Genomic DNA, 15,870 nt, shown 5'->3' with positions numbered 1-15,870 from the left:
TGAGGCGCAGAAGTGCGACTCTTTTGATTCTAAGTCTCTGTTTTATTGGGTGCCATGACTTATTGAGAAGTTATGGGGTGCGCTCTTAAAATATTGATTTAAAATGAAAATACCGCTAGCCTGACGGCTATGCCATGTCGAGCTGCTGATGGATGAGGGGGAGTCGCTGCCGGACATTCGCCCGCTGGCGATTCACCAGGCGGATCCGGATCTGTCCGGAGCCGTGTGGGTAGTGATCGAGGTGCCTGTCGAGCGCTATTTCGGTCCGGCCGAGAAGATCAACATCAGTGTCCCGAGGCGCCTCCTGCAGCGCATCGACGCCCACGCCAAGTCGCGCCATTTGAGCCGCTCGGCCTTTCTGGTCCAGGCGGCGAGCGAGGCGATGCAGCGGGATGGGTAACGCAGGGCGCGCGCAAGATCGCTGCGATTGGTGGGCCCCCAGAAGCCTGAGGTTTCAGCCTGCTTGCTTCAGCTCTTCGCGGACAACGCGGTGCAAGAGACCCTCGAGGTCGCTGCCCTATCTACGTTGGACGTGCTCCTCAGCGCCTCGTTGATGAGCGTCTAGTCGTTGCCCCTGCCGGCAACCTGATCTCGAAACCATTGGATGACTTCGGGGTCGAGCCGGACGGTGATCCGCTCCTTGCTGCCTTTCACGACCGGGCCGCTCTCGGCTTGGGAAAAAGCGTATTCGCCTCGCCTGGAGGCCACCTTTGTGCGTATGCTCGACGCTCAGAGGGTGTCGCGGGGCGTGCCGAGATGGTGCTGATGGCGTTATCGTCTGGTTGTCCGCATTGGCACAAGGGGCTAGGGTCATGAGTGTGGACGGCCAACACGTTCAACTCTTCGGTCGAAAATAAATGCGTCCCCTTTTTTTCCTGTTTCTCCTCATCAAAGACCTGCGTCCGCTACTCCCGATGGCGAATCTCTGATTGCATATTCGAACCCGAAGTCGAGGCGCGTTTCGTGATCCTTGGTACAACGCATTCGAGGGCGAGTGGCCCTCATCAACTTGTACGCCAAACCGAAAACTGCCAACCTCACTGCCCGAAACTCAGGAACCGTCCAGCAACAGATTCCCGATTTTCGTAGGTGCGAATTTATTCGCACCTCAGGCACTCGAAGACCGAGCCTCTGACCGACACGGATTTAATACGCGGTCGCCCCAGAACGGGCGCTGCCTCGAGCCGACTGAGCGGCTTTTTCGCCTCAGTTACGCCCGCTGAGGGTTCGTTGGGCGGGAGCCGCATCCGCGCGGACAGCGGACGCTGCTCCGTGTCACAAGTTGCATCGACTGTTACCGGGACTCTCAACCCTGAGCCGCCAATTGCCCATCTCAATGCCAGGGTTTAAGATCAAACCGTGTCCGCCGGTCCCATCAGCACAGCATCGACAAGGCACCGATCGGAGACCAGGTTTCTGTCTAGTACGGCCGAGCAGGCCGTGCGCTGAGCCCGAACGAGATGCCACAAACCGCTGGGCAGCCGTGCTGACGGGGGATTACTAGCCACCGCCGAGGTCGGCGGACGGGCAGAGCAGTCTGGGATAGACAGAATCTACCCGAACCCAGATAGGCAGAATCCGTCTATCTTACCGGACCGACACTCTGTCTACTCAACTGTTAGGCGCCAAGCACCCATTCACGAACTGTCCTGATTTATGGATAACACTTTACTTAAGAAATACCTTAAATACGCAAATACCGAAGAGGCATTTGCAGTTCTGTTTGTGAAAAAGCACCTCGCTCAAGCAAAAGGGCATTGGATCGACATTGTCGACTGCCGAAGATATGAGATGTCGTCGGATAATTTGCACTTTCGATTCGTGGTTGGCGGCTTGTATAAACGGAAGCTTCAACCCCACTATCCTTCGAAATCTGAATACACCATTGATGGTAAATTTGACGAGCACGGATATTACTTAATGGTGCGAGCCATAACATGGGAAACCGCACACAAGGACATTGAGCAGCAAAAATCAAAGCGCGTGATGTCACGGAAATTCAAGATAACAGGTATTAGTTACGACAAAAATAGAGGCAACAAAGACTTTTTCCGGAAGGATGCGCCACCGGAAATAAAGGCCCTAGCAAATAATCTTAACGACCGTACAAACCCACTATGGGACCAAGCTTTGCATTATGCCAACAAGCCAGAATTTGTTTATGAAATCAAAAAAGTATACGTCAAATAGCATAATGCCTAACACGCACCTCAAGCCGACCCCATACTGCGCACGTAGCTCAGTGTTTTCAATCAACCTCATCGCGACGCAGTATGGGTCGGCTTAGGTTTGACGTTATGCAAAAAAGCACAAACAGGGAGAATAGCCCATGGATTTCGAGATCCTCGGCCTAATTCGCGATCCTGAGACTTTCGCGCAAGGTTCGGGGATTCGAGAGATCGCAAGGCTAAGAAAGACTCACGGCAGGGGACACTGGAGAAAAAGAAAGGGTTTCGCAACGGTGAAACTCGGGGACGGAACAATACTCGAAGCAGAGATACATTGGTACGAAGCGTCGGGAATCGGCAGGCGAGAGTTCAAAATCAAGCGGTACCTCAGCACAGAGTAAGAAAATGCATGCATTCGCAATTTGCACTGACAATAGCGACTACCCAACCTCATTAGAAACAAAGAAACTCTATGAGGTTATACCAGACCTTGAGGCCGAAAGGCATAATCAAATCCGAGTGATTGATGAGTCGGGTGAAGATTATTTGTTTCCTCTCGAAATCTTTCTGAGAATTCCGCTTCCTGAAGAGGTAGCAGACCGGGTGGCGAAGATCGCATAACACTTGCCTCAGCGCCGACCCAATACTGCGCACCGAGTTACGCGCAGGATTCCAAAGTCGTGCCAGCGCAGTATCGGGCCGGCTAGGCAACACGTTAGACCTCAGAATTTACCGATGCCCGAACCCGCGATCCGTTTAATGATTGGTGAAAATGAGATGAAGGCCATCGGGCATGAAGGAAAAACAGGGACAGACCACGTTTTATTTGCGTGAGCTGAAGAATCGCCTAACACGCCCCTAAAGCCAAGGCCAAGCCTTATCAGGTTCGTCAGGCTATATCCATACTTTCTCAAATATCATCTCTCGGAGGGAGAGGAATAATGTTTAAATACGAAACAATTATTTATTGGAGCGAGGAAGATAAATCGTATTTGGCCGAGATCCCAGAGTTGCCAGGGTGTATGGCGCATGGAGACACCTATGAGGCTGCATTAGCGAATGTTCAAGAAGCTATCCAACTATGGATAGATACTGCTGTAGAGTTTGGTGACTCCGTGCCTGAGCCAAAGGGTCGCCGGTTGATGTATGCATAAGCGCATAGCAAAAGGGGCCAGGCTCAATTTATTTCATTGTGCGAAAGTCTACCAGGAATTGTGCTTCAGTTCCGTTGACAGTTTACTGAACTCCAAGAATCCGCCAGAAACATCGGATAGAAGAAAATAGATCCTGAGTGTCCGCTATCTGGAATTCACTCGGCATCCAAGGCTGGGCGAATCTGACCGCTCCCGTGTGTCGCGGACACTCCGCCGAGTCTCTTCAAGCCTTGTGGACAGAAAGAAACATGGCTCTTGGCGCGCCAAGACACTGGCATAAGAACGTCACAAAGTAGCCTTCATACAGGTCTGACATGCTCTTGAGCGCATATGACTTGAAGGCTATATTTTGCTTCTGGAATGGACCGTCCTACTTCACACGGCCTTCGAGCCAGAATTTGCCGGGCTACCGGATATCGTTCAGGACGAATTGTTGGCCCACGCGAGACTGTTGGAGATGTTTGGGCCACAGCTTGGCCGGCCGCGCGTCGATGCACTGAACGGATCAAGGCACGCGAACATGAAGGAGTTCCGGTTCGATGCTAACGACGGTGTCTGGCGGGTGGCTTTCGCCTTTGATCCGGAGCGCCGCGCCATCCTGTTGATCGCGGGAGACAAGGCGGGAACGAGCGAAAAGCGCTTCTACAGACAGCTCATCAACAAGGCAGACGAACGATTCGACGCGCACCTGCATCAACTTGAAGAGCGCAACCCGAGGCCGATCATGAAGAATTTACAGGACATCATGAGTTCCCTACCGCCAGATCGTCGAACTCAGGTCGAGGCGCGAGCCGAGGCCCTGATCGCCGAGGAAATGACGCTGAGGGACTTACGCAAGGCACACGACCTGACTCAAAAGCGCATGGCTGAATTACTGGGTGTGGGGCAAGAGAGCATCTCTCGGCTCGAGGGTCGGGCAGATATGCTGTTGTCCACACTGCGCAGCTACATCACGGCCATGGGTGGCTCTCTCGACCTGGTGGTACGCTTCCCCGACAGACCGTCAGTGTCCTTGTCGGCGCTCTTTGCAGCACAGAACGGCGATAAAGAAACCACGCGACGAACGCAGTGATATTGGCATCACGTCCTGGACAGAGCACTTGGTTGGCCCCGCATTCCGGACGCCAGATCCGGGACTGCAGCTATCCGGCGCTTCTCCCGGACACCCAAAGATTCCGCAGCAACCCCGTAGGGAGCAATAGCGCAGCATATCGCGCCGAATGGAACACCACACCGACGCCAGACACCTTGCCAGCTTGCCTTCACCGCACGCAATGCCGCACCCAGCCCCAAACACCGTGCCAACCTCACATGCGGCGCCATACGGCCGCCAGCCCTCGGCGTCTGGGTGATGTTGCTGGTCTTACGATGTCTCGCAGTTGTCTGGTCTGGAGTCAGACTCGGCCGATTGCGCCCTACGCTGGGTCACGCGGTTTCAGGCTAGCCACGGCGGGCCATCGTCTCTCCGACCCAGTCGGCTAGGCGGTCGGGTGTCATGGCGCCGATCTCCATGCCGGCGGCGGCAAGTTGAGCTGCGAGTGGACGGTCATAGTCGGGGTTGCCCCGGTCGTCGAGGGCCGCCAGTCCGAGCAACGCGACACCGCTCTGATGCAACCGTGCCGTCAGCTGGACGAGCGTTGCGGGGTTGCCGCCTTCGTAGAAGTCGGAGACCAGCACGATCAGGGTCCGACGCGGTGTCTCGACCTTGCTGCAGGCGTAGTCCATGGCCGCCGCGATGTCCGTGCCGCCTCCGAGCTGGACGCCGAGCAGGAGTTCGACCGGGTCGCCGACACGCTCGCTGACGTCGACCACTCGGGTATCGAACAGGACCAAACGGGTGCGCAGGACACGCAGCCCATGGAAGACCGCAGCGACCACGGCGCTGTGGATCACGGAGCTGAGCATGGAGCCGCTTTGATCGACGAGCAGGATCAGATCCCAGGGCAGCCAGCGCCGCTGGCGTCGCCAGAACCACAGCCGCTCCGGGATCACGACGCCCAGCTCCGGCTGATAGTGCTTGAGATTGCGCCGCAGCGTAGTCGCCCAGTCCAGATTGGACAGCATGCGCGCACCGCCATGCTCCTGGCGCAGCCGTGGACCCAGGATGCTGTTGCGCACGCGCCGCGTCAGGCGTTCTTCCAGCTCGGCGACGACCTTGCGGATCAGCCGGCGCGCCTCGCCCATGGCCGTGTCGGACAGCAGGGAGCGATACTGGATGAGCAGTCGTACCGTCTCCAGGTCGGCGGGCGCCTGGCGCAGCACCTCGGGATCGACCAGCAGCTCCCGCATGCCGTAGCGCTCCAGGGCCTGACGCTGGATGGTCTCCGCCGTCGAGCGCGGGAAGAGCGCGCGGACCCCGGCCAGCCACTGGGGGACACTGAGCCCCGAGGACTCGCGGCCGGCGCGTCGGGGGCCGCCGGTCTCATAGACACGCTTGGCATGCTCGCGGCCGTAGAGGTGCTCCAGCAGGCCATCGCGTTGACGGTCGCGGTCGCCGAGGACGGGGCGATGCTGGCCCTGTTGGTCACCAGACTCTTCGCTGGTCGCGGCGCCGGAGGCAAGCCCATCCTCGGCGGCAGGCCCCAGGATCAGCCGCCAACGGCGCAGCAGCTCGGCGCCCTCCTCGCTGGACAGATCAGTCAGCATCGGTGAATCCCCAGGTCTGCAAGGCCGCGAAGGCCCGGTCGTGGAGCTGACGCGCGGCGGCGCGGTCCTGATCGCTCCAAACCACAGGGGACGCCGACGACGGCTCGCCGGACAGCAGACGCGCGATCAGCGCACCCAGGTCCGCCGCCTCGCGGGGCTTGAGCGTGGTGAAGGCGAGCCGCAGATGCGGCAGCACCGCGAGCAGCTGGTCCTCGTCCCAGCGCAGCAGCACCCGACTCATGGCCGCAATCAGCTCCGACTCTTGGACCAACAGCGCGCGGGTCGGGGGCAGGAAGCCCTGCAAAAAGCCGCCGAGTCGGATCGGGGTCAGCTCGCCCTGGCGCATCGCCCGCTCCAGTGACGCGCGCCCCTTCGCGCTCGGCCAAAGCCCGCGCGCGGTCAGGATGCCCGCCGCCCGTCCGGCCAGGATCGGCGCCGGGGCACCGTCGGCAACCCCGATCAGACTGTCCCTGAACAGCCCCAGGTCGCACCAGGGTGCGTCCGGTCGCGCCAGACCGTTCAGTAGACCCAGGGCCTCGGCGCAGTCGGCATCGCGCTCCGGTTCCAGGTCGCCGATCCAGGACAGGCGCCGGCAGGCGTAACGGAAGCCGGTGCCGAGCAGCGCGTCCAGGGCCGGTGCGTCCTGAGACTCCAGCAGGTATCGAGCGTTGCGCGCCAGCTCGATCCGAGCCAGTCCGGCGACCAGCGCCACGAAGTCGCCCTCCTGACCCAGCCAGACGGACAGGCGTTCGAGCAATCGGCCGATGCGCTCGCGCAGCCCCATCTGTAGCGCCGAGATCAACAGCGATGTGGCATCGCCGCCCCGGTCGAGCCGCTCGATCAGCCGACCCGAGGCCGCCTCGCTGACCTGGGCGCCGTAGCCGCTCCATTCGGTCAAGGCCGCGTCGGTCTCCGGTCTCCAGCGCAGACGCCAGGTCTCGCGCACCCGATCGAGTCCGGTGCCGGCGACGAAGTCGGGACCGGACTCCCACTCGGCATAGGGGATCCCGAGAAAGCCGAGCTGCCATAGAAAGCGCGACACCTCGCGATGCCGCTCGGAGCGATAGAGATCGAGCACGCGCACCCGTTCGGCGCCGGCCGCGTAGGCGAGCCGAAAGTGTTTGCAGCGGGCACGGAAGTCCTCGACCAGGGGCGCCACCGGATAGCCCTCGGGGACGCGGCCGATGCACGCTTCGGCGGTCAGCTCACGCAGCAGGCGGCGCCAGGCGATGGGGTCCGGCTGCAGGGTCTTGGCGAAGGCCGTCTCCATGGCGTCGAGCAGCTCCGGGCGGCCAGGCGGACAACAGCGTAAGGCGCCCAGTCGGTGCGCGATCAGCGTCGCCTCCAGCACGTCGGGCAGGGTCACCGGCTCACCGCGCTCGCGCATCTGGCGGGCGACGCGGGCGGCAGAGACGCGAATCGCCTCGGCCTGCGGCGCCGGCTGGCCGCGTTGTCGCCAGAGTTCCTGGTAGTAGCCGCTGTCGGCGATGCCGGCCGCATAGCCATTGGCGGCATCCAGACGGGACAGGGAGTAGGGAATCAGATAGGTGCCCTGCTCGCCCGACGTGCGTGGATCGGTGGGCGGCGGAGCGGCGACATCAGCGGGCATCTCCAGCAGCCGCGCAATGGCCTCGCTGTGATAGCCGCCGGTCACCACCAGGCAGCTCCCCGCCTCGGCACGGGCGTTGCGCACGGCGCTCGCCATCGCCCGCTCGCGTGCCGCCGTTTCGGCGTCGTCCGGGTCACCCTCTGGGCGCAGCAGCAGACACCAGTGCAACAGGGTGCGAAAGAAGGTCTCGGGATCGCCGGCCGGGGTGCGAGACTCGAAATAGCGGTCCCACCATTCGTTGAAGTCTCGGCAGCCGGCGCGCTCGACCAGACGGCTGGTCGCCCAGGACTGCTGGAGCAGTCGGTCCTCGGCGAGCGTGCACTCGACACCCTCGGGCTCGGCCCTGTTGGTGTCGGGCAGAGCGATGCGCGCGGCGTAGGGGAGATCGATGAAGCGCACCTCGGCACCGAGCCGCAGCCCCTCGCGGATCGCGATCCATTCCGGGGAGAAGCCGGCCATCGGAAAGAAGCTGCGGTGCCGCACGGGCTCGCCGCCCGCCGATCGGGCCGGCAGTGTATGGAAGCAATAGATGGCCAGCGGCGGGCGGGCGTCCTTCGCGGCCAGGTGCGGGATAAGGGCAGTGGCGTCGGCGGGGCCTTCGATCAGAATCCGGCTTGGCCGAACACGGCGGATCAGGGCCTGGAGGTGCAGCGCGCAGGCTGGGCTATGGTGACGGATCGGGACCAGCCAGAGGTCCGGGCCGAAGGGGATGCGATCCAGACGCGGCTCGCCCGCCTCGCCCTCGCTCAGAGCCACGCCTCCCCCTCCAGCAGCGCCCGCCAGGCCGGGTCGTCCGAGCGATGGCTGCGGACCAGGCGCAGATAGTCGCCTAGCCGGCGGCGGTCGTCCTCTTCATCCTTGATGACCGTGCCGCCGAGGTGGCGCAGCAGCTGGGCGGGACCAGGCGGACCGCCGCCGAGGTACCAGGACTCGGCCATCGCGCTGTAGAGGACGTTGATGGCCTCGGCGGTCGAGAGGACATTGCTCAGCGGCTCAAGCGAGACGCCGAGCGCCTGGGCCTGGCGCAGTTCCTGAAAGAGGGTGATCAGCAGCCCGGTCAGATCCGGCGCCGGGGCGGTCTCGATGCCCTCCGCCGCCAGCAGGCGCCCCGCCTCGCGACTCACCAGCTCGCCTTCCAGTCGCGCGTCGGAAAGCGGCTGCATGGTCTCGAAGTTGAGCCGGCGTTTGAGGGCCGATGACATCTCGTTGACGCCCCGGTCCTTCAGGTTCGCGGTCGCGATGAGGTTGAAGCCCGGCCGGGACAGCAGCATCGCCCCCTCGCCCTTCAGCTCCGGCACATGCAGCACGCGATCGGACAGCACCGGGATCAGCAGGTCCTGGATCTCGACCGGGCAACGGGTGATCTCCTCGAAGCGCATCAGCGCGCCCTCTTCCATCGCCTGGTGCAGCGGACCGGCGACCAGCGCCGCCGGGGTCGGGCCGTCACGCAGAAGGAGCGCATAGTTCCAGCTGTAGCGAATCCCCTCCTCGACCGTGCCGGCGCTGCCCTGGACCGTCAGCGTGCTGCGGCCGGAGATGGCCGCCGCCAGCAGCTCGGAGAGCAGCGACTTGGCGGTCCCCGGCTCGCCCGCCAACAGCAGCCCGCGCTGACCCGCCAGCGTGACGATGGCCCGCTCCACCAGCACGTCGTTGCCATAGATCTTGCGCTCGATGACCTGGCCGCCGAGCGTTTCGCCGTCACTGCCGAGGATGAAGGCGCGGACCGCGCGTGGGCTCAGTTGCCAGCCCGCCGGACAGGGGTGGCTATCCCAGGCGCGCAGTGCGGTGATGTCATGGGCATAGCGCTGCTCGGCGGGAAGACGCTGGGCGGAGGAGAGAGATCGGGAGTCGGCCGTCATCGTTCGCGAGGATCCTGAACAGAAGTGTCGGTTGCCAGATCAGGACGCGGATGCCGCGGATAGGATTGCAGCCGGCGGACGTCAAGCGGACACTGTCTGAGGCGAGCCGTGCGACATCCCGACCAAGCATGAAGCGCGATGATAGGCGAGATGCGGGGCAGCGTTTGCGAACAATGGCACGCTTGCGGGTGCCCGCGCCACACGGTCGCGGTGCTCGGAGGCGAGCGGGTGAGCGGGTGAGCGGGTGAGCGGGTGAGCGTGATTTTCTTCGCGAGCCTCTGCGGTCAACTCGACCCCGATCACTGGCAGCCGAGGATCTGCCCTCTCTCTCATCCACCCCAAAGGCGCATCTCGGCGCCGGCCGCCTCCAGCAGACCCGTCTTTGCGCGCAAAAAACCCGCACGAGCCCTGGTTTGTTTTACCCTGCGCACCCGAACAGCCGTGACCGGCCCAATCGGCGTCCGAACGCTAACATTGGCCGCTTTCAGCAACCCATCACCCGCCGGCCTCCCCGCTTCACGCAAGGACCCGCATGCCCAGTCTGAATCGCATCATCCTCATCAACACCCATCTCCAAGGCGTCGTGGAGCTGGTCGTCGATGCCCATACCAACATCTGCGGCACCAACGCCTCCGGCAAGACCACCCTGCAACGCCTGGTGCCCGTGTTCTATGGCGAATATCCGAGCCGGGTCGTACCCTCGACCCGCGACAGCTTCGAGCGCTGGTACCTGCCGACCGAGCAGAGCTTCATCGTCTACGAATACCAGCGCATGGACGGACAGACCTGCCAGGCGGTGCTGGCCGCCGCCGCGGACGGCAAGGGCGTGGCCTACCGGCTGGTGCAGAAGGCGTTCGACTTGGCGGACTACACCCGCAGCCGTCAGGGCGATAGCCTGAGCTGTCTCGGCATGGCCGAGCTGGGCCGGCGCCTGAAGCAGGCGGACATCGGCACGACCCGACTGCTCAACACCCGTGACTACCGCGCCATCCTGCAGAACGACCGCGTCCAGCTCGCCGCGAGCGCCAACAGCGCCGAGCTGCGCGCCTTCGCCCGCCAGTTCTCGCTGTGCGAGCCGGGACAGGCGCTGCGCCATATCGAAAAGCTCGCCCAGGCGGTGCACTCGCGCGAGGGCAAGATGGAGACCGTCCGCTCCATGATCGCCGCGATTCTGGAAGAGGACGGGGTCAGCCCGCCCACCTCGCACCTCAAGCCTCAGCTGGTGGAGGCCTGGATTCGCGAAAGCCGGCTGATTCAGGGCTTCGACGCCATGCGTCCCGAATTCGAGCTGCTGGAACGCGAGTACCAGGACCTGCTGGCCTGCGAGCAGCGCCTGGGCAGTCTGCAGCTGGGCTACCGTATCGACGAGCCCCGCCTGCAACTGCAAGTGGAAGAGAACGAGACGACGATCGAGCAGATTGGCTTGGCCCTGGCGCAGCTGGAGGAGCGCTGGAAGCAGCAGCGCGACGATCTCAACCAGGCGCTCTCAGTCAGCAAGGGCGATAGCGACCGCGACACGGCCGAGCTGGATCAGATCGAACAGCAATACCAAGGCTTCCTGGATGCCGAAATCGAGCAGGCCCGCGCCGACCTGGAGCAGCTCGGCGCCTGGCGCGAGGACCTGGACAACCTGCGGGGCCGCTACCGCCTGCTCACCAATGAGCATCAGGACGTGGAGCGGGACTATCAGGAGCGCATCCAGCGGATTAAGGATCAACGCGAACGACGCATTGAGGAACTACGCGAGCAGCAGGACGCCTTGCGGGAGCAACGGACGGACCAGCAAGAGCAGCAAAACGACGCCCTCACGGCACTGCAACAGCGCCAACAGACAGACCGAGACGCGGGACTGGAGACCTTCCGTGAGCGCGAGGTCCAATACGGACTGGATCGCCAACGCCTGGAGACCCAGATCGAGAGCGCCAGCTACACCGAGGACGAGCGCCAGTCCCTGGCCGTCTTCGACCGGCGCCGCGAGCAGGCGGAAGCCGATGCCGATGCGGCCGAGGCCGAGGTTCGGAGATTGGAGACCGAGGAGCAGACGCTGCGTCGGCAGCGCGATGAGTCCGACGCGGCCCTGCGTGAGGCGAGGCGCCGGCTCGATGAGCGCCAGCGCGACCTGGAGACCATCCAGCGTCTGCTCTATCCCGGCCAGCACACACTGCTGGAATTCCTGCGTCGCGAGCGCTCCGGCTGGGAAACGACCCTGGGCAAGGTGCTGGCCCCCGCCCTGCTGCAGCGCACCGATCTCAAGCCGGCCCTGACCGAGCCGACGCAGAACAGCCTGTTTGGTCTGCAATTGGATCTGGCGGCCATCGATCCCCCCGAGCAGGCAGCCTCGGAGCAAGCCCTGCGCCAGCGCCTGCAACTGGCCGAGGACGCCCGACAGGACGCGGACCATCGCCAGCAGGCCGTCGAACGCCAGCTCGGCGAGCGTCACGAGGCCCTGGAGGTTCTGCAGCGCGAACTCACCCTCGCGCGCACCAACCGAGGCAATCGCCGCGACGACCTGCGCCGCATCCGCGAGGAGCGCGCCGCCCAGCAGAGCCGCATCGACGAGGCCCTGCGCGCACGCACGCTCGACGCCCGCAAGGCGCTGACGGACCTCAAGGGCCGCATGCAGCAGTTGGAGCGCGAGCGCGAGCAATGGCGCGATGACATCATTTCCAAACATCAGGAGGCGTCGCTGGAACTCAAGGCTCACTGGCAGGAGGTGATCGGACGAACCGACAGCGAAATCCAACGCTTGCGCAACAGCATCGACGAACGCAAGCGACAGGCTGAGACCGAGCTGAGCGCCTGCGATCAATGGCACCAGAGCGAGTTGAGGTCGCGCGGGGTCGACGAGCACGCCATTACCACCTTGAGGCGCCAGATCGGCGACCTGGAGGGACGGATCGAGCGCACCGAGCGGCGCCGCACCGAGGTGCTGCGCTACGACGACTGGTACCAGCACACTTGGCTCAAACGCAAACCGGCGCTCCAGCGTGCGCTCGAAGAGAGCCATCGCCAAACGACGCTGCTGGAGCAGCAGCTCAAGACGTCCACCAGCGCCTTCAAGACCGAGCGCGGCCGACTGGAGGCCGAGCGCAGCCAGACGAACACACGCCAGCAGGAGGCGCAGGAGCACTTCAGCTGGCTGAGGAAACTGTTGCGCCGCCTGGGCGAGCTGAAGCTATCCGGTGACGGAACCCCGCCCGAGGGCGCGCTGGACGAGCGCCTGCGCCTGGGCGAGGAACAGCTCTATGCCCGCGAGCGGATGCTCGACGCGGTCAAGGCCCATGTGGAGCGTTTCGACAGTCTGATCGCCAGCAACGCCGGCTCCAGCCTGGCGGAGACCTGGGAGCGCAGCCGCACCGACTGCACCCTGGTCGGCGAGCACGGGATTCCCGCCCTGGACCACCGCAAGCTGGTGCCGCACCTGGAGCAGCTGCTCAAGGTCATGGTGCCGCAGAGCCTGACCGGGCTGCGCGAGGAGGGCCGGATGTTCGGCCTCGATCTCAACGGCTACTACGACGTGCTGGCCGACATCGATCGGCGCATCGCCGCGCAGAGCGCGCGCATCACCCGCGAGGTCGAGGAAGACCTGTCACTTGAGGGCGTCTCCGACTCGGCGGTACGCATCCGCTCACGCATCACCGAGCTGGAGTTCTGGCCCGATCTCAAGGCCTTCATCCAGGCCTTCCGCGAATGGCGCGAGGAGGGCTTCGGCGGTCTCCCCAGCGAGGACTATGTCAGCAGCATGCGCCGCGCGCTGGAGATCATCGGCCGCTCGGCCCAGAGCGGGAGCGTCGCCGCGCTGCTGGAGATCGAGCTGCGGTTGCGCGAGGGCCACAGCGACCTGGTGATCCGCACCGACCGCCAGCTCAATGAATCCTCCAGCCACGGCATGGCCTACCTGATCCTGTGCAAGTTCCTGCTCGCCTTCACCCGGCTGCTGCGCGGCAACGCGGCGCTGACCATCCACTGGCCGATCGACGAGCTGGGCACCCTGCACCACCACAACGTGAAGAAGATCTTCGACGCCTGCACCGCCAACGACATCCGCGTGCTCGGCGCCTTCCCCAACCCGGACTCCGAGATCCTCGGGCTGTTCGCCAACCGCTACATCGTCGACAAGCAGAGCCGCCGGCTGCAGGTGGTCCAGCCCCGGGTCGACGCCATCGCCGCCAAGCTGAGCCAACGCCAAGCCGAGGAGTGCCTCTAGATGCTGTCGATCAAGGGCCAAGTCATCGAGCGCCTGCTCCAGGGCGCCTTCATCTGCCGCACCACCGACGAAGACGGCTGGCGCTTCCTGACGATTCCGGGCAATCGCGACGAGGTCGACAGCTACCTGGGCCAGCTCAACCGCCAGGTCGCCACGGTCGGCACCGGCGGCGAGGGCGAGGTGTTCTTCTGCGGCTACCGCCAGTTGGGCGACACCGAGCGCAAGGTGATCGGTCAACAGTTCCGCGACATCTGCCAGGCCCTGACCCCGCTCGCCGAGTGGCTGGTGCTGGTGCAGGAGGCCGCCGCCCAGGACGCCCCGCTCACCGAGGGCGCGCCGGTGCGTCTGAACGCGCTGCAGACCGTCATCGAAGACACCCCAGCCTTTCGCGAGCAACTGGCGCGCATCAGCCACTACCGGCTGTTCGGCTCCACCAGCCCCACGGTCGACACCCAGCTCAAGCTGGTCTTCAAGCGCCTGTGCGAGCTGGGTTACCTGACCCGTCCCAACCCGGAGAAGCAGATCTATCTGGCGACCGGCAAGCTGGATTATCTGTACGAGGTGATCCGCTTCATCGACGAGGCCGAGGGCCTGAGCCTGGAGGCCCAGGCCGAGGTCGCCAGCCAGGGCCAGCTGCTGTGAGCGGCAACCTGCATCAGTCCGGGGTGCGCTTCCTGCGCCAGCTCGGGCGCCACGCCGAACCCATCATGAAGGCCTATCTAGGCGGCTCGCTGGCGGATGAGGAGCTGGAGCCCGGCGTCCAGGAACTCCTGGTCAAGGACGGCATCCTCTACCGCCCCGAGCCCGGCGCCGACCTGCACCTGCGCCGCGTCGTTCGGGCCTTGCTCGAAGAGGCTCTGCGCAACGACCGCAACCGCCAGATCGACGCCAACACCGCGTCCGCCCTCGCTGCCTTCATGACCCTGGCCGACCACTACAAGGAGGCCCGCCACCAGGGCGACTACGCCGCCGCCGATGTCCATCTGGCCGACCTGAGAGAACACGTCTACGCCTTCGGCGAGACCCTGCGCCACAGCGTCCGGGTGCTCTGGGGCCGCATCAACAACGAATTCGGCTACGTCGGCACGCTCAACGCCAAGATTCGCGAGAACGAGCTGGCCCAGTCTCAGGTCAGCGAACTGCTCGGCGGGCTGGAGCTGGTCAGCTTCGAGGCACTGGCCGAGACCGCCGGCGACCTGCGCGAGCTGCGCCACCTGCTGGTGACCAACCTGCAGCGCACCCTCAGCGCCTGCACTCAGGAGCTGAGCATCGTGCAGGGTCGGCTGCTCGAACTGCTGGGCCGCTTCCGCGAGATCCGCGGCCGCACCCGGCTGCTCAAGGGCTGGCTGCTCCACATGGCCCAGCGCCCGGACTATCAGGCCGGCCCCCATGCCAGCGGCCGGGCGGTGCCGCAACTCTTCAACCAGGCCCCGCCGATCCTGGCCCCCGCGGCCCTGGACATCCACGATTCCACCCTGGAAGCCGAGCTGCTGGCCCTCCTGGCCCAGGTCCGCGCCCAGACGCAACAGGATCGACCCGCGCACCTCCTCGGCGACGCACCCGATCTGACGCTTCACGCACCGGAGACCTTCGAGGTCCGGCCCAGTCCGATCCGCGCGGCGGTGGACGCCTATTTCTGCCAGGTCATCGACCGCGCCCAGGCGATCTCGGCCCTCGACTACCATCGCCAGGAGGCCCTGCCCTGGGATCCCGAGAGCTGGCTCTACCAGGTCATCGGCGGCTACGACGGCCTGCCCGAGGCGCAGAAACGCCACTTCGAGCTGGACATGATCGGCGACCCGCACCCGCTCTACAGCGGCAACTTCATCATTCGGGATTTACGGCTGTGGCTGGCCTGAGCAAGCGGCACATGCGGGCGGTCCGAGCCAGATCTGAAGCGCCGACATCACGTCTCTATGGACCGATGAGGACTCGCTGTATCCAGCTCAAAGGTTGACTGAGCCGTAGCAGGAAGAGAATCAGGTAGCATGAGGGCATCGTCCTAGGCTGTCGAAATCGGGCCATTATTCGAGCGAAGAATCTCCCGCTTTTTGGCTTTGGTCGGTGGCAAAGAATGCTGCCCTTTTCTTGCGCTGGGTATAGGGGATCTGCTCGTTTTCCCAAGCCACCAGGTCGCCGTGAGAGGCGTGTGCAAGCGCGTTTGCCAGGGTGGCCTGATCGGGGTTGCCGCAGAGCGCTGGAAGCAACAGCGTGGTGCGGTTCATAT

General features: G+C 63.9%; 12 protein-coding genes. 7 read left to right on the top strand and 5 right to left on the bottom strand.

Translation table 11 applies throughout. From position 1 onward, the window contains the following. Positions 1-142 precede the first annotated feature (142 nt). Positions 143-400: a type II toxin-antitoxin system HicB family antitoxin gene (locus G3480_RS20945; RefSeq protein WP_276611736.1), complete on the top strand. Its 258-nt coding sequence runs from the start codon at positions 143-145 to the stop codon at positions 398-400. A 161-nt stretch (positions 401-561) separates the two neighbouring features. Here the strand turns inward: G3480_RS20945 and G3480_RS29600 are convergent, their stop codons facing one another. Continuing rightward, positions 562-654, bottom strand: coding sequence for a BrnA antitoxin family protein (locus tag G3480_RS29600; protein ID WP_420824636.1), 93 nt, complete (start codon positions 652-654; stop codon positions 562-564). Positions 655-1,656: 1,002 nt separating this feature from the next. Here G3480_RS29600 and G3480_RS20935 point away from each other — a divergent pair. The 3 genes from G3480_RS20935 to G3480_RS27955 all read left to right on the top strand — a co-directional run bounded on the left by G3480_RS20935 (position 1,657) and on the right by G3480_RS27955 (position 4,394). After that, complete coding sequence (locus G3480_RS20935) at positions 1,657-2,190, top strand: hypothetical protein (RefSeq protein ID WP_164655836.1); 534 nt, start codon at positions 1,657-1,659, stop codon at positions 2,188-2,190. Positions 2,191-3,109: 919 nt separating this feature from the next. After that, complete coding sequence (locus G3480_RS20930) at positions 3,110-3,322, top strand: type II toxin-antitoxin system HicB family antitoxin (protein ID WP_164655835.1); 213 nt, start codon at positions 3,110-3,112, stop codon at positions 3,320-3,322. 349 nt (positions 3,323-3,671) lie between these two features. Beyond that, on the top strand, positions 3,672-4,394 hold the full coding sequence (locus tag G3480_RS27955) for a type II toxin-antitoxin system RelE/ParE family toxin (RefSeq protein WP_206171826.1): 723 nt from the start codon (positions 3,672-3,674) through the stop codon (positions 4,392-4,394). A 368-nt stretch (positions 4,395-4,762) separates the two neighbouring features. On the opposite strand, the gene G3480_RS20915 is transcribed toward G3480_RS27955, so the two are convergent. The 3 genes from G3480_RS20915 to G3480_RS20905 are packed head-to-tail and all read right to left on the bottom strand — an operon-like array spanning position 4,763 to position 9,436. Next, positions 4,763-5,968, bottom strand: a complete 1,206-nt coding sequence (locus tag G3480_RS20915) for a VWA domain-containing protein (RefSeq protein WP_164655834.1) — start codon at positions 5,966-5,968, stop codon at positions 4,763-4,765. Further along, positions 5,958-8,333 carry a DUF5682 family protein gene (locus G3480_RS20910; protein ID WP_164655833.1) on the bottom strand — a complete coding sequence of 792 codons (2,376 nt, stop codon included), beginning with the start codon at positions 8,331-8,333 and terminating at the stop codon, positions 5,958-5,960. Before G3480_RS20910 ends, G3480_RS20915 begins: the two co-directional genes overlap by 11 nt. Continuing rightward, a complete protein-coding gene (locus G3480_RS20905) occupies positions 8,324-9,436 on the bottom strand; it encodes an ATP-binding protein (protein ID WP_164655832.1) in 1,113 nt (370 codons plus the stop codon). The genes G3480_RS20910 and G3480_RS20905 overlap by 10 nt, the downstream gene beginning before the upstream one ends. Positions 9,437-9,968: 532 nt before the next feature. Between G3480_RS20905 and G3480_RS20900 the strand changes: the two genes are divergently transcribed. From G3480_RS20900 to G3480_RS20890, 3 genes are read left to right on the top strand one after another with little or no spacing between them, the layout of a single operon-like run. Next, entirely contained in the window at positions 9,969-13,643 is a 3,675-nt protein-coding gene (locus G3480_RS20900; protein WP_164655831.1) for an ATP-binding protein, read from the top strand. Beyond that, entirely contained in the window at positions 13,644-14,285 is a 642-nt protein-coding gene (locus tag G3480_RS20895) for a hypothetical protein (protein ID WP_164655830.1), read from the top strand. It begins immediately after the preceding gene. After that, positions 14,282-15,502, top strand: coding sequence for a phosphoenolpyruvate carboxylase (locus tag G3480_RS20890; protein WP_164655829.1), 1,221 nt, complete (start codon positions 14,282-14,284; stop codon positions 15,500-15,502). Before G3480_RS20895 ends, G3480_RS20890 begins: the two co-directional genes overlap by 4 nt. A gap of 165 nt (positions 15,503-15,667) precedes the next feature. Here G3480_RS20890 and G3480_RS20885 read toward each other — a convergent pair. Further along, positions 15,668-15,870, bottom strand: a 203-nt coding sequence (locus G3480_RS20885) for a hypothetical protein (RefSeq protein WP_206171825.1), incomplete at its 5' end; no start/stop codon positions are given.

The organism is Thiorhodococcus mannitoliphagus (assembly GCF_010915725.1).
In the GTDB taxonomy this organism is placed as follows: Bacteria; Pseudomonadota; Gammaproteobacteria; order Chromatiales; family Chromatiaceae; genus Thiorhodococcus; species Thiorhodococcus mannitoliphagus.
The sequence above is the reverse complement of the archived record's forward strand: the minus strand, read 5'-3'. Positions and strand labels throughout refer to the sequence as shown.